Raw genomic sequence first — 23411 nt, forward strand, 5'->3', positions numbered from 1 at the left:
CCGTTAAGCAAATACGGTAAGGCGCGTCATCAAGGAAAGCACAATGTGTACTGAAAACTACATCGAAATCAAAAACGAAAATAAAGCAACGATAAAAGCGTGGACCAAAGGCGTACCGTTTGAAGATAAGGCACGTCAGCAACTGAATAACATCGCATCTATGGATATTGTTCATTCCCATATTGCCGTGATGCCGGATGTCCACCTTGGTATGGGAGCCACGATTGGCAGCGTGATCCCATCGGTCAAAGCCGTCATTCCAGCGGCAGTAGGAGTGGATATCGGCTGCGGGATGCTAGCGACCAAAACCTCGCTGAAAGCCTCACAGCTCCCGGATAACCTAAGTGATATCCGACATGCCTTTGAGTCTGCTATTCCTCATGGAAGAACATCTGGGCGAGGGAAAACCGACCGTGGCGCGTGGCATAACATCCCTGACGTGGTAGCGAAAGAATGGAAAAAGCTGGAACTGCGCTTCGAAGCGATCTGCCATAAGCATCCGGCCATCAAGAAAAGTAATCACGTTAACCATCTTGGCACCATGGGAACGGGGAACCACTTTCTCGAGCTGTGTCTGGATGAAAACGACGCAGTTTGGATCATGCTTCACTCTGGCAGCCGTGGCGTAGGAAACCGAATAGGTACCTACTTCATTGAACTGGCCAAGAAAGAGATGGAACGGCACCAGATTCACCTTCCCGATCAGGATCTTGCCTATCTGGAAGAGGGTAGCGACTACTTTAACGATTACGTGGAAGCTGTCGAATGGGCGCAGGATTTCGCCGCTAAGAACCGTGAAATCATGATGATTAATGCGATTACAGCACTGAGAAAACAAATCCCAGTGCCATTTGAAACGGCAGACGTGGCGGTGAATTGTCACCATAACTATATCTCGCGGGAAACGCACTTTGGAAAGTCGTGCTATGTCACCCGTAAAGGCGCGGTGAGGGCTGGCAAGGGCGAACTGGGGATCATCCCGGGTAACATGGGGGCGAAGTCCTTTATCGTTCGAGGGCTGGGTAATCCTGAAAGCTTCGAAAGCTGTAGCCATGGTGCTGGGCGTGTCATGTCGAGAACACAGGCGAAAAAGGTTTATAGCATCAAAGATCAGGTTGCCGCGACGGAAGGTGTTGAGTGCCGAAAGGATGCAGCAGTGATCGATGAAATCCCGCACGCTTACAAAGACATCGACAAAGTCATGGAAGCACAGAAAGACCTTGTTGAAGTCGTACATACCCTGAAGCAAGTGGTTTGTGTGAAAGGGTAAATACGACTGACCACACGTTAAATCAATAAGATAAGCAGGAGCATGTCTCCTGCTGTTTCACATCTTATAATGCACTATAACTTATTGGTGTTGCACTGCCATAATCTTGCCACAATTGGTCTGAATTGGCCTCAGTTGCTACCCGGAACCGACAGATTGATTTGGTGTAATGCCAGTCAATAACAACAGGTCAAGGAAGTGGCAATGTACTCCCTGAAAATCTCCAAAGTCTCATTCAAAGCGCCGTTAGCAGATTGGCTGCTGACAGCGCTTTTCATCATGTTTCTCCCGGCAATTGCCTTTGCCAGTGAGGAAGAAGGCGGCTTGTATATACAAACGCAAAACAGCGAAGACAAACTCTGGACGGCTGCGCCTCAGCTTTCCACCAGTGCAGATATGGTGATAAATGGCTTGGTCAATCGCGTGAAGGTCGAACAGCGTTTTACCAATCCAACAGACGATTGGATTAACGCCCGTTATCTGTTTCCGCTACCTCAGAACGCAGCGGTTGATCATCTGACGATTCAAATTGGTGAGCGCATCATTGAAGGTGAAATCCAAAAGAAACAGCAAGCGAGGGAAACCTTCAACCGTGCCGCTGAGCAGGGCAAAAAAGCCTCGTTGGTGGAACAGCACCGAGCGAACTTGTTCTCTACGCAGATTGCCAATGTCGCGCCTGGTGAAACCATTGTGGTGAATATCCAATATCAGGAGACGGTTCACTATGAAGATGGCGAATTCAGCCTTCGTTTCCCAACCACCTTCACGCATCGCTACATTCCGGGTTTGCCTGATTCGACGGCACTGCAGGCAAGAGGCGACACAGAAGCCCCAGTCCCAGAAGAAGGCGAACAGCACGTTGAAGAAGTGGTAACGCCGTTGCAGGAAATGCAAAACGGTTGGGCTGTGGCAACGCGTCAGGTGCCGGATGCCAATGAAATCACGCCGGAGTATCGTGATCCGCTGCTTGAAGACGAAATCGCTTTTACCTTGGAAGCGGACATCAACATGGGTCTGCCCATTGATTTTGTCGAAAGCACCACGGCATCTATTAATGTCCAGAAAGTCTCTGATAGCCGCTATTCCGTCACACTGAGCGAAATGGAAATCGCCAATCAGGATTTTGTACTCAAGTGGCGACCAGCGGCAGCCAGCATGCCGGTTGCCGCCTTGTTTGTGCAGGAAAAAGAGGGCGAGAAATACGGCCTTTTGATGGCGATGCCGCCGCAATCTAAGCAGACCAACAGCATCCCCCAAAACATTACCTTGGTATTGGACATCTCCGGCTCCATGTACGGTGAGTCCATCGAGCAAGCCAAAGAAGCCGTAATCTACGCGCTGCACAGCCTCGAAGCCGATGACTACTTCAACCTGATTATCTTTAACCACGAAGCGCGTCGTTATTCATCCGTGCCAGTCAAAGCAACGCTTCAAAATATTGGTTTAGTCAGCAGCATTGTGCGTGGCATTGAAGCTGATGGCGGCACCGAAATGGCGACAGCATTAGAGTTGGCGTATGCGTCAGAGCCAATGGCTGGTTACCTGAACCAAATTGTCTTTATGACAGACGGTGCCATCGGCAATGAAGACGAACTGTACGGCTTAATCAGCAAAGGATTGAAAGATCGAAGATTGTTTACCGTAGGGATCGGATCAGCGCCAAACAGCGCATTTATGCAGCGCGCCGCCGTATCAGGTAAAGGAAGCTTCACCCATATCAGTAACCTCAACGAAGTTTCTACATCCCTAAAGCCACTGTTTGAAAAGCTTTCAAGCCCAGTAATGAAAGACATCACCGTGAAATGGGATAACGGCGAGCCTGTCGATTCGTGGCCAAATCCAGTGCCGGATCTGTACAAAACCCAGCCTTTGGATTTGGCGTTTACCATCCCCGAAAACGCGAGCACATTACAGCTAACAGGCATTCAAAGTGACGCACCCTGGCAACTCGATATTGACCTTGAAGCCATTCAAGCGGGCGCTGCGACAGGTATCGACGTACTTTGGGCGCGCAAACAAATCGAAAGTATCACCCTCAATCAAAGCTTGAGTGCAGATGAGAAAGAAAACCGAATCACAGAGCTGGGTTTAAACCATCACATTGTCACCAAGCATACATCGCTGGCCGCCGTTGATAACAACCCAAGCCGACCGTTGGATGAGAAAGCAAAGCCACATCAAATCAATCCACATGCGCCCAAAAACAACGTCGCCATGCTGCAAAGTGGTTTAGGAAGCACCTTCATGATGTTACTGGGTGGATTAATGCTGGCTGTCAGTGCGGTAGGGATTCGCTTCAGTCGCGCATCGCGTGACGTTTTCCAATAGAAGGTCAGTATACATGGAAGTCATCCGTCGTTATTTTCCACAGAAGCCCTGGCAACTCGTTTTTATCGCCAGCTTCCTGTGTGGAGGTGTCATCATGGCAAATGGCCTATACATCAAAGCCAAGGCGCAACTCGCCCAACTCATGATTGCCCATGCTTGGGAGAAGCAGAAACAAACGGGCGAGAACCAAGCCCCTTGGCCGTGGGCTGATACTTATCCCATCGCCAAGATTGCATTGAAGAACAACAAGCCGCAGTGGGTGTTGTCTGGCGCAAACATGCGAAACCTGGCGTTTGGTCCCACACTGCAGATGCAAACTGCTTTGCCGGGAAGGAGGGGAAACGTCGTCATCTACGGTCATAACGACACCCATTTCGCGGGATTAGCTGAGATAAAGCCGGGTGATTCCATGAGCATTGAGACCCGCGCCGGCACTCAGGTGTATTACAGCGTGGAAGAAATCAGCATCGCTCATGAATCTGACACTCAATGGATAGAGCAAACGGACGATGATCGCGTCACACTGGTGACCTGTTATCCTTTCGACGCCATGACATTCAATGGACCACTGCGCTATGTCGTGGTGGCGAAACCCCAGCTAACACCGGACTCAATACGGGATTTCGCACCTGATGTTTTCTATTCCGCGAAGACGGAAACTGAACAGTGGCTATAGCGTATAAACACAACTTTAACGCACTATAACTTATTTTTCGTTCGCATAAGTTCAATCTGAATAACAGGAAAATCCTACTACTTATCTATCTGAAAAATTGAGGTTTAAACGAAAAGTAAGCCTAATAAAAAAAGGGCGCGAATCGCGCCCAAATGGGAGGCTTAGTGATGGATCGTTATAGTTATTGAGTAAGCAGTGTGTGGAACTGTGTGAGCCATGCAGGGTGCGCTGGCCATGCAGGTGCGGTGACGAGGTTACCGTCGGTAATGGCTTCGTCCATTGCAATGTCTGTGAATTCACCGCCAGCCAAACGAACTTCCGGAGCGCAAGCGGGGTAAGCGGAAATCGCGCGGTTTGAAACCACATATGATGCCGTGAGTAACTGGGCGCCGTGGCAAATGGCAGCAATCGGTTTGTTTTTGTTGTTGAACGCAGTGATCAAGTTGAGCACATCTTCGTTCAAACGTAGGTATTCTGGTGCGCGTCCGCCAGGTAGAAGTAAACCGTCAAACGAGGCTTCGGATACCGCATCGAAATCCGCATTCAACGTGAATTTGTGGCCTGGTTTTTCTGTGTAGGTTTGGTCGCCTTCGAAGTCATGGATAGCTGTTTTGATGGTTTCGCCATTTGATTTCCCCGGACAAACCACAGAAACCGCGTGCCCTAAAACCTGAAGCGTTTGAAAGGGCACCATGATCTCATAGTCTTCAACGAAGTCACCAGCGATGATAAGAACTCTAGCCAACGTTATTTCCCCTGATGTAGTTACTGACGTTATTGTTGTTACGGCCCAATGGGTTAGGCTCATATTTATCTGTGTTTTTCAGAACATTAGTACAGCAGTGGCGGGCTACAAGGCGAGTAATCAGTAATTCGAGATTGGTCTATTCTGAGTGCAATCGGTACATCGGTCAGTTACAAACACCTTCGATATTGCAGTGAAATTACCTAAAAAATGTGTGGCTCATCATTGAAACAGAGTGCGTATGGATCGCATTTTTCTTCCACATAAACCGGAAAAACTTCCCTCAGATTCACATAACAAGAATGATGTCGCCAACAAAAACAACAAAGAGGCAATTTTCTTTATGAGCCCAAATTTAATCGTTCTCGATGGCGCCTCTGGAGCGGGTAAAACCACGCTGGCAAAAGCTCTCCAGGAGCAGTTTCTTCCGGAAAACTGGCTGTATTTTTCTATCGACACATTAGTCTATTCACTTCCACCGTCAGTGCTTCAGCGCTGTAATCAGGAAAATGACTGGCGTTCACTGGACCCAAATACCCTTATGAACGGGGCATTCTCTTGTGTGAATGCATTGCTTGAAGCAGGCAACAAAGTGATTTTTGATGCTGTGATTTCAACGCCACAGCGAGCACTGAAAATGGATCTGGCTTTCGAGCGCCATGAGCGTTTATATGTTGGTCTTGTCTGCGAACTTCCAGAGTTAGAGAGACGCACATTTGACCGAGGAGATAGAACGTTAGATGAAGTGAGGCATGGCTTCTACACATCACCACATCATCTGAAATATGATCTCAAACTCGACAGCACCAAAACGCCTGCGACTGAACTCGCAACAATCATTGCGGCAACTGTGCAGGAGCAAGTCACCAAGGCATAAAGAACGCATGACTTAATTATCATGCATACGAGCCGACAGTGACGAATCCAGAAGACCTCAAGAAACTAGAACAAAAGATCGCGATGGGGATGCCCAAACACATACTGGTTTACGGTGTGTTGTTGTGGGGAATTCCTACCGCGATTTTTTACGCCGCTATCACGCCACTTTTTACCGGAAAAGGCTTCATAGAAGCGCTCTCTTTCTCGCTTTGGGCATTTCCATTAGGCGGTATCTTCTATGGTCTGTATTCTTGGTTAAAAACCAAGAACCTTCTGGAAAAGGCCAAATCATGAAATTCATCTTCCTTGCAGATAAGCCAGAAACACTTCCTACCGTTGCTCAGTGGTTTCTCAATGAATGGGGCCACCTGAACCCGGAAGCGACGCTAGAGCGCAATCAAACCAATCTGAGCGAATACCTCAACAGAGACAAACTGCCACTGATGATCTATGCCGTTGAAGGTGACGAGATCCTCGGTTGTTCCTACCTCTGTTATCACGAAATGAGCATCTACACCGACAAGGAACATTGGGTCGGTGGCGTTTATGTAGAAAAAGCGCATCGAGGCAAGAAGGTCGCATCTCATATGGTTGGTGAGTTAGAGCGCTTGGCGAGAGACTTGGGTATTGAAAAACTTCACCTCCAAACCGAACAGCTAGACGGAGGTTTATACGGCCGCATTGGGTTTGAGGAAATAGAGCAAGTAGAGTACCGCGGAGTAAAGGTCTCAGTCAGGGTGAAAAGTCTATAAAAACAGGCGATTCACTTTTTCATGCTTCAAGTTCAATACACTGAAAGATCGAGGAAAAAACTCCGGGTGTAAAATATTCTGACACATTCAGCTCATTATATTTACAAATAACACAATAATCATTAACAAGCCCTAGCTTGAGACTAAATGGTCTGCTTCATTAAACGATACATATAAGAAAAATTGATCCACCTAATCAATGACGGGTATCGCAAATGAAAGTCTCTTATCGTGTTGCTCTACTTTCGACAACAGTTGTTATCGGAGTACTCTCGGCGCTTTCTTGGTTTCAATACCAGAGCGTCAAACAGGAAGAGCTGATCAGCTCACAACAAAACACCCTTGAAACCACTGCTGCCATGGGAGAGCAAATAACCAACTGGCTGAACGGTAAACTCGCCCTCATCGATATGATGGCCGGAAACATCAATGCCGACTTCAGTGCAGAAACCATTCAAAGCACCTTCGATCTTCCGATGCTTAAAGACGAGTTTATCCTGATATTTGGAGGGCTCGACACCGATGGGAAACGCATCACCAATGATCCAACTTGGAATCCAGAAGGCTGGGATGCTCGGAAACGTCCTTGGTATCCCTTTGCCAAGAAAAACGATTCTGCGATGCTGACCGACCCATATCCGGACGCCGCGACCAAAGAAATTCTCATCTCCGTTGTTGCCAATCTTTATGATAACGGCAAATCCAAAGGAGCCTTTGGTGGGGATCTCAGCTTAAAAACCGTGTCAGAAGCGCTCAACACCCTCAATTTCAACAATGCCGGTTACGCCTTTTTGTTGAGTGCAGACGGCACCATCATCAGCCACCCAAATGGCGAGCTAAATGGACTCAAACTCAGTGAGCTCTTCAAAGGCACATTACCCGTGCTGGATGATACATTTCAGGAAGTTGAGGTCGATGCCGGAGCTGCTTTCACTGCATTTCAGCCGCTTGATGGTCTGAGAGGCAGTAACTGGCTGATAGGTGTTGTGCTTGATAAATCCATTGTTATGGCGCACAGCGATAATTTTGGATTTACCGCAGCAGCGACCACGGCCGGTTGCGCCATTCTTATTGGGATTTTGCTTAGCTTGCTGATTTCCCGTCAACTTAAACCTCTGGAAAACCTCCGTGAAAGTCTGGAAGAAATTAACAGCGGTGACGGCGACCTCACTAAGCGTCTTACCATTAAAAGTAATGACGAATTCGGTGGCGTTTCTAACGAGTTCAACGGCTTTATCAAGTACCTTCAAGCGCTGGTCACCAATATCAAAACCACCTCTGGCGAAGTCTCCAACAATGTCAGCCTGACAGTATCCACTGCCAAAAATGCAGCGCAGGGCGCTGATCACCAGCTCAATGAGATCAATCTGGTGTCCAACGCCATTCATGAAATGACAGAGATCTCCAATGACGTAGCTGAGCGTGCGCGCCACGCCGCCGAAGCGGTAGCGGAAAGTAGTGAGGCCACTAACAAAGGTGGGCGTTCTGTTGAGCAAACCAAAGCGTCTATAGAAGTGTTGATGGGCGAAATGGAAACCGCAGTATCCAAAGTCAACGAACTGGCTAACTACAGCGCGAACATCGAATCCATCCTCACCGTGATCACCGACATTGCTGAGCAAACCAACTTACTGGCATTAAATGCCGCGATCGAAGCGGCTCGTGCTGGCGAAATGGGTCGAGGGTTCGCTGTTGTTGCCGATGAGGTTCGTGCACTGGCTTCACGCACCCAAACTTCAACGGAAGAAATCAAAAACATGATTGCCCAGCTTCAAGCTGGTGTTGGCGAAGCGGAAAGTGTCATTATTCAAAGCCGCAATACGGCATCAAGTACACAGGAAGAAGTACTGGGCGCGAATGAAGCATTGACCCACATCCACAGCCACATTTACCGTATTAACGAACTGATCACTGAGATCTCTAACTCCTCGTTCAGACAGCGTGATACTGCCGCTGATATCCAACAGAATACAGACAACATCCGTGACATCAGTGAAACTCTTTCTCAGCAAGCCAAAGAGCAGGAGTCGCTTTGTGTCGCGATATCGGATTTAGCTGGCCAGCAGGAAAGTGAGTTAAACAAATTCAAAGTTTGAGTAGACACAACTCGTAAGAAAATGCCCTCGAAAGAGGGCTTTATTTTTTGAAGTTACCAGTAGAAATACAAAGTAAGCCAACCTAAAGGCCTCAAGTTCAGATCCTTTAATGATAAAGCTTATAGCGGTAGTTATTAGCTAAACCGGTAACCCAGATTTAATCCCCACCAACTGTCACTGGCTGGGCTGGACATGAGATAGGTGTTGTATTCCATCCTGGCAAATACGTTACTTTCAGAAGGCAAACGCATCTCAACACCTAAGCCCAAATGAGGTCTAATCTCACTGTCACGGGATGACATTTTTCCAGAACTGAAGGTGCTTGTCATGTCCGATTTTCCAACGTTGTAAGCGATCCCCGTTTTAGCAAACGGGATGAAGTAGGGCGACATTTCCTTGCTCCATACCGCATCAAAGTGTGTGGAATGATAAGTGACATTAACCTTGTTTCGATAGGTAACCCTGTTTCCTTCGAACTCATAGAAACTCTCATCACCACCATAGGCGTAAGAGGCTTCGAAGCCCAAGCTTTCACTGAACTGATAGCCAGCCCCTAGAGCAAAACCGCTACGATCACCGCCTTTGTATCCGCCGAAAAGATAAGTATCGTCTGACGTATCAGACGCAAAAGTGGGTGCGGATAACGCGACAACCAATGCGATAGTCATTTTCTTCATCGTAAAGCCTTTTTATTGCTGTTTATTAAGGCTTCCTTGCAAAACGGTCCCTGTCTTAATCCATGGCCGATAGCCAGACTGCTCCAAGAGAATGTAAACATTCGGCTGCAATAATACGGTGTTCGATTAACGTTTCCATTCATGTATTCCTTAGAGCTGTAACAATGTGTGTAATGATGGAGGAAGCTAATAGACCGTAAAGGAAGGATCGGTTTCTGCAATCATTCAAAACCCGCGCAGCATCTATACCCAACCAACTTCAGGTTGTTTGGGTATAGACATCAGAGCCCCATAGCCCGCGCGATTGAATAGCTCATTGTTCACATTAGAAGTGTCAGGTCAGGGTAGCCCACAGACATGCATGCTGTCGTTAGCGAACACGTCTGCACTGGTACTTTGAAGTGTTGTGACATAGCCGCCGTCACAACCCAGTAGCAAAGGGAAGGGCATGTAAGAACAGTTAACGGGGGAGAAGCGATGACTGAAATGTTATTTGATGGGTTTGCGATTGATAATGAAGTGGCCGTTGATTTTGGACGAGAACGACACTTGAACGATAAGGCAACCCTATGAAAAGCGAAGCACGCCGTTTAACAACGTGCTTCGGCAGAGTTTATTGTACAGGCATCATGGGATATTGAGGATCCACCACTTTTACAAAAGGAACCTTCTCAGCCACATGGCAAGCGTTACAAACCGCTTTGGTGGTTTCGTATGTTTCCCAAATCTTCGCATCATCTTTTGAATCAATGGCCGCCTGCATCATTTTCCATTGCGAGTTGATGAACATGGCATCAGCATTGGCTTTGCGCGCAGGACGACGCTCAGTGCCATTCACTATGGTTTTCTTTATCTTCTTCCATTGATAGGTTGCCATGTCGTAGTTCTGGTTTTTTAGCGCAAAGTAGAACGTATTGAAGCGTGCGCCGGTTTCAAACATGGTCATGTCGAAGCCGCGCATTTGCTTCTGCAACACCTTAAATCGTTCATCACTGGTTTCTTTATTCATCACCCAATCATTTTGACCTTCGAATTGCGTGACGGTCGCTGTAGCGGTTGTAGATGAGAGCAGAGCAGGGGTTAACACTAAACTGACGCAGAGTGCGCGTTTTAACATTGGCGACATTATTCACCTTCCTTTTTATTGTTGGTTTGTTGAGCGTTAACAGGCTAACTCAACCAGGAAGTCGGCGAATATAGTGAAAACAGGGTATTAAAACGGGAAAGCTCGAATAGAACATCGTTCAATTAAGCAATACTCAATGCGTCATGATGAGAAAACGACATGTTATTGAGATAGATAGCGTTTTAGATTTTGACATGTCTCGGTGAGTCAATTGTGCTGACTATCTAGAGTAGTGACTGTGCCGTTAATGCTGTCTTTTCTGCCAGATTATGCGCCATATGTGGAGGCAGGTTTTACCGCATTGAAAGCTGTCCCTGAATATTATTGGTATGTAGTGGCAGCGGTGGTCATTGATACGTTTGGATTTCGCTCTATGGTGCGTTATCTGTTGGAGTTTTTCTCATTCAAACTTAAGGGGAAGTAGGGTGGGTATACTGGAAACTTTGGCTATTTCAATTGGAACAGGTTTGGCCTCAAGCCTAGCGACTATAGCGGCACTGAAAACTGAGGTGCGGTGGATAAAAAGCATCCAAGAAGATCAAGAAAATCGTATTAGGGTTCTCGAGAAGTTGAATAAAAAGCCGTCCTAATTGTTAACGGCTTTAGTTATTCACTTAAAGAGTCTTAATTGCAACTTTAGATAATGGATGAGTCTTAATCATCCAACGAGCGATTTCTCCAAGTTCACAATTTAGCTCTTTGAATATGTGTGCTGTGCGGGGAGACATTGTAGGTGCCATCTTTGATAGTGGTGTGTTGTACTTAATTGGTTCTGGCCTAAATGTATATCCCTTGTTGGAAATTGCCGCGAGCCCTAAGCTAACATCTGTTTCTTGGATTTTCGAAAGCAGATACCTTTGTTGTTCAATGGGCATTCTCTCACCCATAGTTATTCCCTTTATACACTCCAGTGGAATATCCATAGTGTAGATATCAAAACCCCGAGGACACACTCCAACTTTATTACAATCATCTAAGCTTCGAGTAATTCGAAACTCATTTTCATACTCCCATTGGTAGGGCTTGTAGGAAATATCTGACACCCTAAGTACATTGTCTTTCTCTATCAACAAGGCGAGATCTAGTCTAGGTCTGTTTTTCCGGTACATTATTGGGAATAGTCCGGTAAAAAACTCGTGTTCCTCGTCGAACTCTACAACGACCCCTTTGTACTCATCAGCATAGTGAGACCACATTAATAGTGAGTCAGCATTTCTTGTCAAACAAAGGATTCCAAGCTTGCTATTTAGTTCGTCAAGTAACTCTCTCGACGCAATGTCGTCACTGTGCCTTGACTCTTCGCTTTCCGGTATGAGGCCAAGGTTCTGCTCCGTTTGAGGGCTCAATACACTGATTGAAAAACCAGATAAAACCTTAGAAATATGCATTTCTGGTAGTAACTCAAATGGGTCATTGAAAGCCTTTGGTTGGGTAAATCGTATAGTGCCATCGAGCAAATGTTTTACATTCTCGAAAGTCGTATATTTGTAAAGTCCCAATATTGTTTTTCCTGACTAATATGCTGATATTCTGAATCATTTTATATTAATCAGAGGGCATACTCCATCGAGTTAGATAGCTGATTACTAGTGATTGAATTTAGAGCGCCCGCAAGAAACGGGCGCGGCTCTCCTTTATTTATCTCTGGTTGGAACCCAAGGTGCAGCTTTCTGCCTTCGACCACCTCGATATTCCGTTACTGGGGGCTTAGTCGGGCGTTGCGGGGCGTCAGGGACGTGTCCATGACGGCGAACCAGCTCAAAATACTCGTTGCGCGGCTTCAAGCTCTCTGGGGTGGAAAACCGCGCCTGATGGAGTGATTAGAATGGCGCGGGTTTCATCGATTTTGAAGCCTTGCCAGTTGAGGTCGTTCGGTAGATAGCCGCATGCTTTGATAAGAAGGAGCTTTTCGGCTTTAGGGTTGGCAGCGTGGTGATAACTGAAAGACATTTAAGGAAACGCAGAATCTATTTTGTCAGAATGATGCCAATCAGGCGTGACATAGAAAGCTGACAGTCGTGATTCGATATGAACAAACTGAAGCTCAATATGGGACTATGTTGGGTTGTTAAATCTCAACCTTTAAGTACGCATTATGTATATTATGTTAAATAAGATATGCAGCTACGCCAAATCTGACTCTCCTACGTCTGTCATTACCCACTTTCTTCAAATATTTCAGTCTATTGAACGTAATTATCTATTTACCATAAAATAGATAATTACCAATTCTCTAAGACGCTCATATTGGATCATTCTGTTCCAACAGAGTTCTTCTAGCTTTGGTGAATTATCGAAAGCCGGATGCGGCGGCCTGGCTTGTGTGGCTGATGCCGCTTCGGTTACAGATGTTGGTTGATGTGTTGTTGCCATCGCTTAAACTGCGCTGGCTGTGTGGCGGCAATGACCGACCTTGCCTGCATGGATTGGTTAAACACTTTGCTGCCATCAAACGACGATGACATGCCGCCGGCTTCTGACAGAATCAAACTACCTGCTGCGTAATCCCACAGCTTTTGTTCTCCGTGCAGATAAAGCTGGCATCGGTTTGCGGCTATCCAACACCAATCCAACGCGCTCGCCCCGAAACTTCGTTGTGAACGATATGGCGGCTTGGCAGCAAGTTCTGTAGCCAGTGCTTGTGGCAACCTCTTGAAGTCGACCATAGCCATTGCGCTTTTTAAGTTATTCTCGCTATCCGACTGATTTATTTGGGTGAAACCAGACAGCTTGACTCCATTAAGTGTAGCGCCATTCCCCTGAGAAGCGTAAAAACACTCATCCCTGATCGGATCGTAAACCAGACCAACACGAATCTCTCCTTCGAAGATCAGTGCCAAAGATGTGCAGAAATACGGTATGCCAAAGGCAAAATTGCTGGTTCCATCGATCGGATCCAACACCCAGAACGGCCTTTTTTTGTTTTTAAAAACAGCTTGTTGTGTCTCTATAGGCTGTTCTTCACTGAGTACCCCAATGTTTGGCCAGTAGGTAGAAAACGCATCAATCAAACGGTTCTGCATCTCCGTATCGGCGGCGGTCACTATGTCATTATTGTCTTTGTAGCCAATATCGGTGTTAGCCAAACCGCGCTGATACAGTGGAAGTATCGTTTTGAACGCCGTACTTCTGACGATATCGAAAAGCAGAGATTGCAGATCGCTTTCCCGCATTTTCAAAAAATCGCCCAAAGACGAGTGGGTTTCAGAAGTCTCTATTATCATGATGATTTACCTTTAATTTCCTATTTAGGTCATTAAGTTACGCTTCTTTATCCATACTGAGGTGATACCGTTCCACTCTTTCCACTTCTTCACGGGCGCCGATAACGACGGGAATACGTTGATGCAAACGGTGAGGTTTAACGGAAAGAATACGTTCCCTACCCGTTGATGCTGCGCCTCCCGCCTGTTCGATGATGAAGCTCATAGGGTTAGCTTCATAAAGTAGACGCAAGCGCCCTTCTTTCACGTTCTCACGGCTGTCCCGCGGATAAAGAAATATGCCGCCACGCATTAGAATTCGGTGCACTTCTGCGACCATGGACGCTACCCAACGGGTATTAAAGTCTCGTCCTCGTGGGCCTTCTTTGCCTTCGACAACCTCGTCGATATAGCGTTTTACCGCAGGTTCCCAGTGGCGTTGGTTCGACATATTGATGGCAAACTCGCTGGTCTTGTCAGGAATGGTCAGATTGGGATGGGTGAGAATGAACTCGCCAATGTCTCTGTCCAGCGTAAAGCCATTCACGCCCTGCCCTGTGGTCAGCACTAGATTGGTCGCTGGGCCATAGAGCACGTATCCTGCACACACCTGGCTGGCACCAGGTTGTAAAAAATCCTGCTCTGTCGGGGTTGAAATGCCCGATGGACAGCGAAGAATCGAGAAAATCGTCCCAATCGAGACATTCACTTCGGTGTTTGAAGAACCGTCCAGCGGGTCGAAAACCAGCAGGTATTTTCCTTTTGGGAACTTGGCGGGAATTGCATAGACCTCTTCCATTTCTTCCGATGCCATCGCGCCTAAATGCCCTGACCATTCCAGCGCTTTGATCAGGATTTCATTGGAAATCACATCGAGCTTTTTCTGGGTTTCGCCCTGAATATTCTCGGTGTCTGCTGAACCAAGCACATTGATGAGCTGCCCACGGCTCACATCGTCTGCAATCTCTTTACAGGCAGTGACGATGGTGTTGAGCAGTAAAGTAAAGTCACCTGTCGCTTCGGGCAGTTTTCGTAAATCTTCGATGATAAAACGGGTAAATGTCGTTCCTTTCCTGATCATGCATCCTCCTTACAACGCTGGCACGCGCTTCGAGAAGCGATCATGGGTGGTTTCAACACTCACGCGGTTAGAACCGTGCAGCACCAGTTCTTCAATCAGTGGCTGCATGATCAGCTCCATCGCAAATCCCATTTTTCCGCCAGGCACGACGATATTGTTGCGTCTGGACATAAACGAACCGTGGATCATATTGAGCAGGTGCTGGAAATCGACGCCGGTTTTCTTGGGATCACGGAAACGAATCACCACCATGCTTTCGTCCAGTGTGGGAATATCCCGCGAGATAAACGGGTTTGAGGTATCCACCATAGGCACGCGCTGGAAGTTGATATCCGTGAGAGAAAATTGCGGTGTGATGTAATGAACATAGTCGTGCATACGACGCAAAATGGTGTCGGTCACGGCTTCACGACTGTAGCCCCGAACATGGGTATCTCGGTGGATTTTTTGAATCCATTCCAGGTTCACAATGGGAACCACACCTATTAAAAGGTCAACGTATTGCGCGACATTGCTGGCAGCAGTGACCACGCCGCCATGCAGACCTTCGTAGAACAGAAGATCCGAGCCCTCGGGTATCTGGCTCCAATCGGTGAATGTGCCAGGACGTGATTGATGTAGCTGGGCTTCTTCTTCGTTGTGAACATAGTAACGACGCAGCGCAGTACCGGATTCTGCATAGGCGCGGAAGGTTTTCTCCAGTTCGGCGAAATCGTTGCCTTCAGGACCAAAATGACTCAGGTTCTTCCCTTTTTCCTGCGCCCTCCTCAGCCTTTCGCGCATCTCTGCGCGGTCATATTTGTGGTAGCTGTCGCCTTCAATCACGGCAGCTTTGAACTGGTTGCGACGGAAAATTTGTTCCATCGCGTTTTTCACTGTTGAGGTACCAGCACCAGACGATCCGGTCACTGCCACAATGGGATGCTTCACTGACATAGTTTTCTCCTTCAAATGAAATGCGTTGTAGGTTCAGATCGATTTCATCTGACGGAGGGATTCAATTCGCCGGAAGCATAACGGGAAGACATAACTTCCAGACTGACAGGTTTAATTTTCGATGCCATACCTGCGCAACCAAAGGCTTGATAGCGTTCTTTACACAAGGCTTCCATGGCTTTGGTGGCGGCTACGAGGAATTTTCTGGGATCAAAGTTGCTGGGATTTTGTGCGAGGAAGCGTCGCACCGCGCCTGTGCTTGCCATGCGAAGGTCGGTATCAATGTTCACCTTGCGAACGCCGTGGCGAATCCCTTCGACAATCTCTTCAACCGGCACGCCGTAGGTTTCGCCCATATCACCACCAAACTCATTGATGATTTGCAGCCACTCTTGCGGCACTGAAGATGAACCGTGCATTACCAAATGGGTATCTGGGATCCTTTCGTGAATCACCTTTATACGCTCGATGGCAAGAATGTCGCCAGTTGGCGGGCGGCTGAATTTGTAAGCACCATGACTGGTACCAATAGCGATGGCCAAAGCATCAACGCCTGTTTGACGCACAAACATGGCGGCTTCTTCCGGATCAGTCAGCAGTTGGTCGTGGCTTAATATCCCTTCCGCGCCAGATCCGTCTTCTTCCCCTGCTGCGCCCGTTTCGAGTGAGCCTAAGCAGCCCAATTCCCCTTCTACAGAAACGCCACCGGCGTGGGACATGTCAACCACCCGCGCTGTTACGTCGCAGTTATATTCGTAACTCGCGGGCGTTTTCATGTCTTCGAGCAAGGATCCGTCCATCATGACAGAGGTAAATCCCTGCTGAATAGATTGCAGACAGACGGCGGGTGAAGCCCCGTGATCCTGATGCACGACGACGGGAATTTCTGGCCATTGTTCGACAGAAGCCAGCATTAAATGACGCAGGAACCCTGCCCCAGCATAAGTTCTGGCTCCCGCTGATGCTTGCAGGATCACAGGTGCATCGCATTCGGCAGCAGCCCCCATAATGGCGTGTACCTGCTCCATATTGTTGACGTTAAATGCGGGAACGCCGTATCCAAATTCGGCGGCGTGGTCGAGCAATTGTCTCAAACTGATCAATGCCATGACGGTCTCCTTGGACGCAAAATGAAAATTCCTTCTGCATTCCAAGTTATCCAGTCGGTTACGGTGACTCCAATCAGGAATAGCCGTAAAGATGATAAGGAAAACTTATAGCCTTGATATTCGAACACTTAACCAAATGAAATCAGTTTGTTAGTGAATTAGTGCCTGACAAAAACTCTGCTTTGTCGAATCGTCATCAATCAAGCACTACTGAATTAATTCAATGCTTTAACGTTCTACTTCATCATTAAAATGGTGAAAATCTGCCTTTTAACAGAACTTCTTATCCTGAGCATAAGAAGAACCAATTTCACTTGTGGCCGCCATTTCCCAACACTTAATCACAAGCAATCTTCATCAGAAGGTTTCAAGCCATCTGGCGATTCACAGAAGGAAATGGGTTATGGCTAAGAGTTATCAGGCAGGTGTAAAGGAGTACCGGGAAACATACTGGATGCCCGAATATATCCCCGCTGACACCGACATTCTGGCGTGTTTTAAAATCGAACCCCAACCGGGTGTACCAAGAGAAGAAGCCGCCGCCGCGGTTGCTGCAGAGTCTTCGACCGGCACATGGACGACGGTATGGACTGATTTGCTCACGGATCTGGATTACTACAAAGGGCGCGCTTACGCGATTGAAGATGTACCAGGCGATGACAGCACCTTCTATGCCTTTGTCGCCTATCCCATCGATTTGTTTGAAGAAGGATCTGTGGTTAACGTGCTGACGTCGCTCGTTGGTAATGTATTCGGCTTTAAAGCGATTCGTGGTTTGCGGCTTGAAGATGTGCGATTCCCCATCGCGTATGTGAAAACCTGTGGCGGACCGCCAAACGGTATTCAGGTCGAGCGCGACAAGCTCAACAAATACGGCCGTGCGCTGTTGGGTTGCACCATTAAACCCAAGCTGGGTTTGTCGGCGAAGAATTATGGCCGCGCGTGTTATGAAGGTCTGCGCGGCGGGCTGGATTTCACTAAAGATGACGAGAACGTGAATTCCCAGCCTTTCATGCGCTGGCGTGATCGTTTCGAGTATGTCGCCGAAGCCATTCACCGCGCTGAGCGTGAAACCGGAGAGCGTAAAGGCCACTATCTGAATGTGACCGCGCCTACCCCGGAAGAAATGTATCGTCGCGCTGAATTTGCGAAAGAACTCGACATGCCCATCATCATGCACGACTACCTGACCGCGGGCTTTACCGCCAACACAGGTCTGGCGAACTGGTGCCGTGAAAACGGTATGTTGCTCCACATTCACCGTGCGATGCACGCCGTTCTTGATAGAAACCCCCGCCACGGTATCCATTTCCGCGTGCTGTCGAAATGCCTGCGTCTGTCAGGTGGTGATCATCTTCATTCCGGTACCGTGGTGGGCAAACTCGAAGGCGACCGTGAGGCGACGCTGGGTTGGATCGATATCATGCGTGATCGCTTCATTAAGGAAGATCGTTCCCGTGGCATTTTCTTCGATCAGGACTTCGGCTCTATGCCTGGCGTTCTGCCTGTGGCGTCTGGTGGTATCCATGTGTGGCATATGCCGGCGTTGGTGTCTATCTTCGGCGATGACGCGGTGTTCCAGTTTGGTGGCGGTACTTTGGGTCACCCTTGGGGTAATGCTGCAGGCGCAGCTGCCAACCGTGTCGCTTTGGAAGCTTGTACACAAGCGCGCAACGAAGGCCGTGTGCTGGAACGTGAAGGCAAAGACATTCTTACACAGGCAGCGAAACACAGCCCTGAGTTGAAGGCCGCCATGGAAACGTGGAAAGAGATCAAGTTTGAATTCGATACAGTCGACAAACTCGATGTTGTGCACGCCTAGTGATAGATGAAGGAGAATCCCAATGAGTGAAGTGATGGATTATTCGTCGCGGCTGACTGACCCGCACAGCCGCAAGTTTGAAACTTTTTCTTATCTGCCGAGAATGACCGCTGAACAGATTCGCCGTCAGGTCGAGTTCATTGTCAGCAAAGGTTGGAACCCGGCCATTGAGCACACTGAGCCGGAAGAAGCGGCAAGCTCTTACTGGTACATGTGGAAACTGCCCATGTTTGGTGAAACCAATGTCGATCAGATCCTGAACGAAGCGCAGCTCTGCCATAACCTGAATCCGAACCACCATGTTCGTTTGATTGGTTATGACAACTATCGCCAAAGTCAGGGAGCATCCATGGTTATCTACCGCGCCCCAGGATTTGAGTAACCCCGAACTTACCCAAACTTCTCCGGTGCTGTTTGGGTAAACCTTCTCGATAGGGCTTGGCTGGGAATGTGCGGTCCTGCGTCTCCCAGCCCTTTTTCCCTGTTGGTTTAGCTCATTCGTTACGGAGTTCACTATGAGTCAGGCAGTCCAACCTGTGCCGCTTAACAATCAATATCTGATTGCCAACGAGCCTTACTATCAAGAATCTGGCGATGAAATTTCGCTGTACCAAGCCGCGTATGATTCCCGCATTCCTATGATGCTCAAAGGTCCCACGGGCTGTGGGAAAACCCGCTTTATCGAACATATGGCCTGGCGATTGGGTAAACCGCTTATCACGATTTCGTGTCATGAAGACATGACAGCTTCCGACTTAATTGGACGCTACCTACTCAATGCAGAAGGCACCTACTGGCAAGATGGCCCCTTGACGACCGCAGCGAGAATCGGAGCGATTTGTTATCTCGATGAAGTGGTCGAAGCGCGTCAGGATACAACCGTCGCAATTCATTCATTGACTGACTATCGCCGAACACTGTCGCTGGAAAAGAAAGGTGAACTGCTTCAGGCACATAACGACTTCCAACTGGTGATCTCTTATAACCCCGGTTACCAAACGCTGATGAAAGACCTTAAGACGTCAACTAAACAGCGCTTTGCTGCATTGGAGTTCGAATATCCGGATGAAGAAACCGAAATTTCGATCGTTTGCCATGAAACCGGGATCGATGAAGGAACAGCAGGCCGACTCATTCAAATAGCAAAACATGCCCGGAATCTGGTCGGGCATGGGCTCAACGAAGGCATTTCGACCCGACTATTGGTTTATACCGCACAACTCATCCAAAAAGGAATCCCCCCCGTCGCTGCTTGTCACATGGCTTTGGTTCGCCCTCTGAGTGATGACGCTGATATCCGGGAAACCTTGGAAGCGACGGTTCAAGGTTGCTTTTGATTCGATATTAGAGGGCTGATTATGGACGATAAAATGCGCGCGAATAAACGAAGAGTTGAAGCGCAGCTGGTAGAAAAAACGGATGGATTAAAGCTCGCTTTTGAAACTGGCTTTCAGGAAGCTGAAGCACTGATGAGTACCATTGATCTGAATGAATATTTGACGGCGGCATTAGATTTATTCGATAAAAATCAGTCTGATGAATCAATAACTGCATTCCTGTTATCCGTTCCAAATACTCATAACCACATAGGTGACAGCGTCACATTTGATATAAGAAATACCATTGTTACCTTGTCTGAATGGTTAGGTTCAGAGCGCCTATCTCAATATCTGAATACCCTGCCTACAGTCGCGGAAAGGCTTTGCTCAAAGGAAGGCTTTAACATATACCAAAAACTTGTTGAGGAATTAGCTCGTACTGCGCCAAGGTGTCTTAAGATATTTCTTACGCGATCCCCCGGTTTTCTCACATCGTTACCCATTTTGGGCTTACGTCACTGGGCACTCATTGGCGCTAAATTACATGCAAACCAGATAGACTCCCTAAATAGTTACTTCACACTGACGTCGCCGGAAAGTCAGAATATTTTTCAAAGGCAGCGCCGTGGTACCCTTTTTGTAGATGCCCAACGCCAACTTAATTTTTACCTCCGCGCCATCTGGGGCCGTGATTTCTTTCTCCGTCCCAGAATCATTGAGATCGATGACGCCGAAAATAAACAAAATTCTTCGCCACTATCTGCTATTCACAGCGGTATCATTTTGTTGCCGGATGCCATGGAAGCTCAGGATCCCAGCAATCCAACACTTTCAGCAAAAAATTTATACCGAGCATCTGTTACTCATGCCGCAGCGCACTTGATGTTTTCTCGACCAAAACCACACGGCGATTACTCTGGCATTCAGCGCTACTGTTACGGACTTATAGAAGATGCCCGCGTCGAAGCGTTAGCAATCAGAGATTTTCCCGGATTGCGTCAGCTATGGATGCCCTTCCATCTTGATCAGATCAAAAAAAGCAACGGCGAACCCTACCAACTGTCACTGGCATTACTATCAGGTAATGCTGAAGCTGCTCCAGCTCATCTCACTTACGTCGTCAATGCGTTCAATACATTGTTGAGCATGGAGAACGCTTATGAACGGGAAGTCCATACAGACACGCTAGCCCGTCGTTTAGCTTCTGATATAGAGATCAGTGATGAAGGCTATTTGCCTAATCAGCTTTGCTATCGTGACGATAATACTTATCTCTGGTTTGAAAACGGTGATGAGTTTTATCAATGGCCGCTTCTTTCCGAACCTCAGGTTAAGAGAACCGTCAATGTGATGGAAATGGTCAATGAAATAGACAACGAACTGGCTGATGATAACGCGCAAGAAGTGTGGATTCTGGAGTCAGAGTTTTTTCGGGATGGCGATCCTGAAAACGTCAGCATGAATGAACTGGAAGGCAAACAACAAATATCATCCCCTTTCCACTATCCAGAATGGGATTACGTGGCAAATCAAGTGCGCCCGGCATGGGTAACTCTCACCGAGCGTTCGGTGAAAAAAGGCACTGCTTCTAAAATCGATGAACTCGCAGAAAGCCGGCAAGCTCAACTCAGGAAAATCAAAGCCATCGTTGAAGCGCTTCAACCTAAAGGGCTTCAAAGACTAAGAAAACAGTTTGAAGGTGACGAATTGGATTTGGATGCGGCCATTGATGCCATGAAGGAAATTCGTCGTGGCGCGCTGCCGGATATGAACATTGACCAGAGGCTTATTCGGCGTGAGCGGGATTTAGCCGTATTGGTTCTACTGGATCTTTCTCAATCGACCATGGATGTACTACCTGGAAATCATTGTGATATCAGAGTGTTGGATATTGCCCAGGAAGCGACAGTGATGTTGGCAAATGCGATTGATGGTATTGGTGATCCATTTGCCATTCATGGGTTCAGTTCCAACGGACGAAGTGATGTTCGCTACCAACGCTTTAAAGATTTTGATGAAGCCTACGATGACATAACAAAGTCCCGGTTAGCTGCTATGGAGGGCGGATTATCAACCCGAATGGGCGCAGCGTTGCGACACGCCAAAACATATTTGGCTCAGCAACCCCAGCGAAAAAAACTACTGTTAATGATCAGCGATGGAGAACCTGCGGACATAGACAGCCGTGATCTGCTTTATCTTCAGGCTGATACCAAACATGCTATCGATGATGTGTTAATGCAAGGCATCACTCCATTCTGTCTGACGATAGATCCGAACGCGGACAATTACGTCGCTCAGATATTTGGTGAAGGCCATTATTCAGTTTTGGATGATGCCAACAGACTGCCTGATGCATTACCAAACTTGTTCGCGAGCATTACCCGGACATCTGCCTAATCTTAAAAGCACTCTCTGCATAAGAAACAAGGAAGGTTGTTATGCATTTGACGTTAAGACAGCTCAATATTTTTCAGGCAGTTGCAACGCATTTAAGTTTCACGCGCGCTGCCGCTGAACTGCACCTCACTCAGCCTGCCGTTTCGATGCAGATAAAACAACTCGAAGACAATATCGGCTTGCCGTTGTTTGAGCATTTAGGGAAATCCCTATTTCTCACTCATGCCGGCGAGGAGCTTCTGGGTTACTGCGAACGCATTTCTGAGCAGCTACGCGATGCCGAAGATGCGTTTGAGAAGATGAAATCACTGACCTGCGGAAAACTCAAAGTAACCGTCGCTAGTACCGCAAACTATTTCGCGGCGAAACTGCTGGCTGAGTTTTCTCAGCAACACCCGGAGATAAAAATCAGCCTGAAAGTCACGAACCGCGAACAATTACTTAAAGACATTAAAAGTAATGATTGTGACCTGGTGATCATGGGAAAGCCGCCAGCGGAGTTTGATGTAGAAGCGACGGTATTTATGGAGAACCCATTGGTAGTCATCGCCCCTGTTAATCATCCGCTCTGCCAACAAAGGCAGATTCCTTTATCTGTGATAGCGAAAGAGCCAATGGTTGTGAGAGAGAAAGGTTCGGGAACACGATTTTCGATTGAGCGCTTTTTCCTTCAACACGGGCACGAACTAAATGTCTCGGCGGAAATGAGTGCCAGTGAAGCGATTAAGCAAGCGGTGTCTGCCGGTTTAAGTTTAGGAATCGTTTCCAGCCATACCATTTCGTTAGAGTTGGAAGCAGGAAAACTTAAAGTGCTGGATGTGGAAGACATGCCGATCATTCGGCATTGGTATTTGGTCCATCGAAGTGACAAGGCACTGTCGCCTATCGCGCAGGCGTTCAGTAACTATCTGTTAAGCCGCAATAATCACGAGGATATAGAGGTGGAGCGACAGATTGTAAAAATGTGACGGCGTCACATTCCGGCCAAAGTC

Annotated in this window: 21 protein-coding genes and 1 pseudogene; 13 read left to right on the top strand and 9 right to left on the bottom strand. The window is 47.6% G+C overall.

Translation table 11 applies throughout. The features are described from left to right. Window positions 1–43 precede the first annotated feature (43 nt). From D515_RS06275 to D515_RS06285, 3 genes are all read left to right on the top strand, one after another. Window positions 44–1270: an RtcB family protein gene (locus D515_RS06275; RefSeq protein WP_002537101.1), complete on the top strand. Its 1227-nt coding sequence runs from the start codon at window positions 44–46 to the stop codon at window positions 1268–1270. 204 nt (window positions 1271–1474) lie between these two features. Further along, entirely contained in the window at window positions 1475–3598 is a 2124-nt protein-coding gene (locus D515_RS06280; protein ID WP_002537103.1) for a marine proteobacterial sortase target protein, read from the top strand. Between the two features lie 13 nt (window positions 3599–3611). Continuing rightward, window positions 3612–4274 (top strand): class GN sortase, encoded by a 663-nt coding sequence (locus D515_RS06285; RefSeq protein WP_002537105.1) that lies wholly within the window; start codon window positions 3612–3614, stop codon window positions 4272–4274. Between the two features lie 181 nt (window positions 4275–4455). On the opposite strand, the gene D515_RS06290 is transcribed toward D515_RS06285, so the two are convergent. Beyond that, window positions 4456–5019 (bottom strand): DJ-1/PfpI family protein, encoded by a 564-nt coding sequence (locus tag D515_RS06290; RefSeq protein WP_002537107.1) that lies wholly within the window; start codon window positions 5017–5019, stop codon window positions 4456–4458. Window positions 5020–5362: 343 nt separating this feature from the next. Here D515_RS06290 and D515_RS06295 point away from each other — a divergent pair, with 343 nt between their 5' ends. The 4 genes from D515_RS06295 to D515_RS06310 all read left to right on the top strand — a co-directional run bounded on the left by D515_RS06295 (window position 5363) and on the right by D515_RS06310 (window position 8746). After that, complete coding sequence (locus D515_RS06295) at window positions 5363–5896, top strand: phosphotransferase-like protein (protein WP_039849715.1); 534 nt, start codon at window positions 5363–5365, stop codon at window positions 5894–5896. A 38-nt stretch (window positions 5897–5934) separates the two neighbouring features. Next, window positions 5935–6192, top strand: coding sequence for a hypothetical protein (locus D515_RS06300; RefSeq protein ID WP_002537110.1), 258 nt, complete (start codon window positions 5935–5937; stop codon window positions 6190–6192). Then, window positions 6189–6650 (top strand): GNAT family N-acetyltransferase, encoded by a 462-nt coding sequence (locus D515_RS06305; protein WP_002537112.1) that lies wholly within the window; start codon window positions 6189–6191, stop codon window positions 6648–6650. The genes D515_RS06300 and D515_RS06305 overlap by 4 nt, the downstream gene beginning before the upstream one ends. 215 nt (window positions 6651–6865) lie before the next feature. After that, window positions 6866–8746 (top strand): methyl-accepting chemotaxis protein, encoded by a 1881-nt coding sequence (locus D515_RS06310; protein ID WP_002537114.1) that lies wholly within the window; start codon window positions 6866–6868, stop codon window positions 8744–8746. A 134-nt stretch (window positions 8747–8880) separates the two neighbouring features. Here D515_RS06310 and D515_RS06315 read toward each other — a convergent pair whose 3' ends face one another. After that, window positions 8881–9423 carry a porin family protein gene (locus D515_RS06315; RefSeq protein WP_002537115.1) on the bottom strand — a complete coding sequence of 181 codons (543 nt, stop codon included), beginning with the start codon at window positions 9421–9423 and terminating at the stop codon, window positions 8881–8883. Between the two features lie 613 nt (window positions 9424–10036). Then, window positions 10037–10549: a hypothetical protein gene (locus D515_RS06320; RefSeq protein ID WP_002537117.1), complete on the bottom strand. Its 513-nt coding sequence runs from the start codon at window positions 10547–10549 to the stop codon at window positions 10037–10039. Between the two features lie 229 nt (window positions 10550–10778). Between D515_RS06320 and D515_RS26175 the strand changes: the two are divergent. After that, a pseudogene (locus D515_RS26175) lies at window positions 10779–10973 on the top strand (hypothetical protein); the annotation flags it as partial. 190 nt (window positions 10974–11163) lie between these two features. Here D515_RS26175 and D515_RS06325 read toward each other — a convergent pair. The 6 genes from D515_RS06325 to fba form a co-directional block, all read right to left on the bottom strand. After that, complete coding sequence (locus tag D515_RS06325; protein ID WP_002537121.1) at window positions 11164–12048, bottom strand: DUF2971 domain-containing protein; 885 nt, start codon at window positions 12046–12048, stop codon at window positions 11164–11166. A 259-nt stretch (window positions 12049–12307) separates the two neighbouring features. Further along, window positions 12308–12499 (bottom strand): DUF3653 domain-containing protein, encoded by a 192-nt coding sequence (locus tag D515_RS26180; RefSeq protein WP_002537123.1) that lies wholly within the window; start codon window positions 12497–12499, stop codon window positions 12308–12310. 392 nt (window positions 12500–12891) lie between these two features. After that, a complete protein-coding gene (locus D515_RS06335; RefSeq protein WP_002537125.1) occupies window positions 12892–13773 on the bottom strand; it encodes an inositol monophosphatase family protein in 882 nt (293 codons plus the stop codon). 37 nt (window positions 13774–13810) lie between these two features. Then, the gene (locus tag D515_RS06340) at window positions 13811–14833 is read right to left on the bottom strand and encodes a class 1 fructose-bisphosphatase (RefSeq protein ID WP_002537126.1); all 1023 of its coding nucleotides are present in this window, start codon (window positions 14831–14833) and stop codon (window positions 13811–13813) included. A 9-nt stretch (window positions 14834–14842) separates the two neighbouring features. After that, window positions 14843–15769: a phosphoribulokinase gene (locus tag D515_RS06345; RefSeq protein ID WP_002537127.1), complete on the bottom strand. Its 927-nt coding sequence runs from the start codon at window positions 15767–15769 to the stop codon at window positions 14843–14845. A 44-nt stretch (window positions 15770–15813) separates the two neighbouring features. Continuing rightward, window positions 15814–16878 (bottom strand): class II fructose-bisphosphate aldolase, encoded by a 1065-nt coding sequence (gene fba, locus D515_RS06350; protein ID WP_002537129.1) that lies wholly within the window; start codon window positions 16876–16878, stop codon window positions 15814–15816. Between the two features lie 403 nt (window positions 16879–17281). Between fba and D515_RS06355 the strand changes: the two genes are divergently transcribed. The 5 genes from D515_RS06355 to D515_RS06375 all read left to right on the top strand — a co-directional run bounded on the left by D515_RS06355 (window position 17282) and on the right by D515_RS06375 (window position 23387). Continuing rightward, window positions 17282–18700: a form I ribulose bisphosphate carboxylase large subunit gene (locus D515_RS06355; protein WP_002537133.1), complete on the top strand. Its 1419-nt coding sequence runs from the start codon at window positions 17282–17284 to the stop codon at window positions 18698–18700. Between the two features lie 22 nt (window positions 18701–18722). Continuing rightward, the gene (locus D515_RS06360; protein WP_002537135.1) at window positions 18723–19082 is read left to right on the top strand and encodes a ribulose bisphosphate carboxylase small subunit; all 360 of its coding nucleotides are present in this window, start codon (window positions 18723–18725) and stop codon (window positions 19080–19082) included. A gap of 133 nt (window positions 19083–19215) precedes the next feature. Further along, the gene (locus D515_RS06365; protein WP_002537137.1) at window positions 19216–20037 is read left to right on the top strand and encodes a CbbQ/NirQ/NorQ/GpvN family protein; all 822 of its coding nucleotides are present in this window, start codon (window positions 19216–19218) and stop codon (window positions 20035–20037) included. Window positions 20038–20058: 21 nt separating this feature from the next. Further along, a complete protein-coding gene (locus tag D515_RS06370) occupies window positions 20059–22419 on the top strand; it encodes a nitric oxide reductase activation protein NorD (protein ID WP_002537138.1) in 2361 nt (786 codons plus the stop codon). Between the two features lie 41 nt (window positions 22420–22460). Beyond that, window positions 22461–23387: a LysR family transcriptional regulator gene (locus D515_RS06375; RefSeq protein ID WP_002537139.1), complete on the top strand. Its 927-nt coding sequence runs from the start codon at window positions 22461–22463 to the stop codon at window positions 23385–23387. The last annotated feature ends 24 nt before the right edge of the window (window positions 23388–23411 follow it).

It is taken from the genome of Grimontia indica (assembly GCF_000333895.2).
GTDB classification, from domain to species: domain Bacteria; phylum Pseudomonadota; class Gammaproteobacteria; order Enterobacterales; family Vibrionaceae; genus Enterovibrio; species Enterovibrio indicus.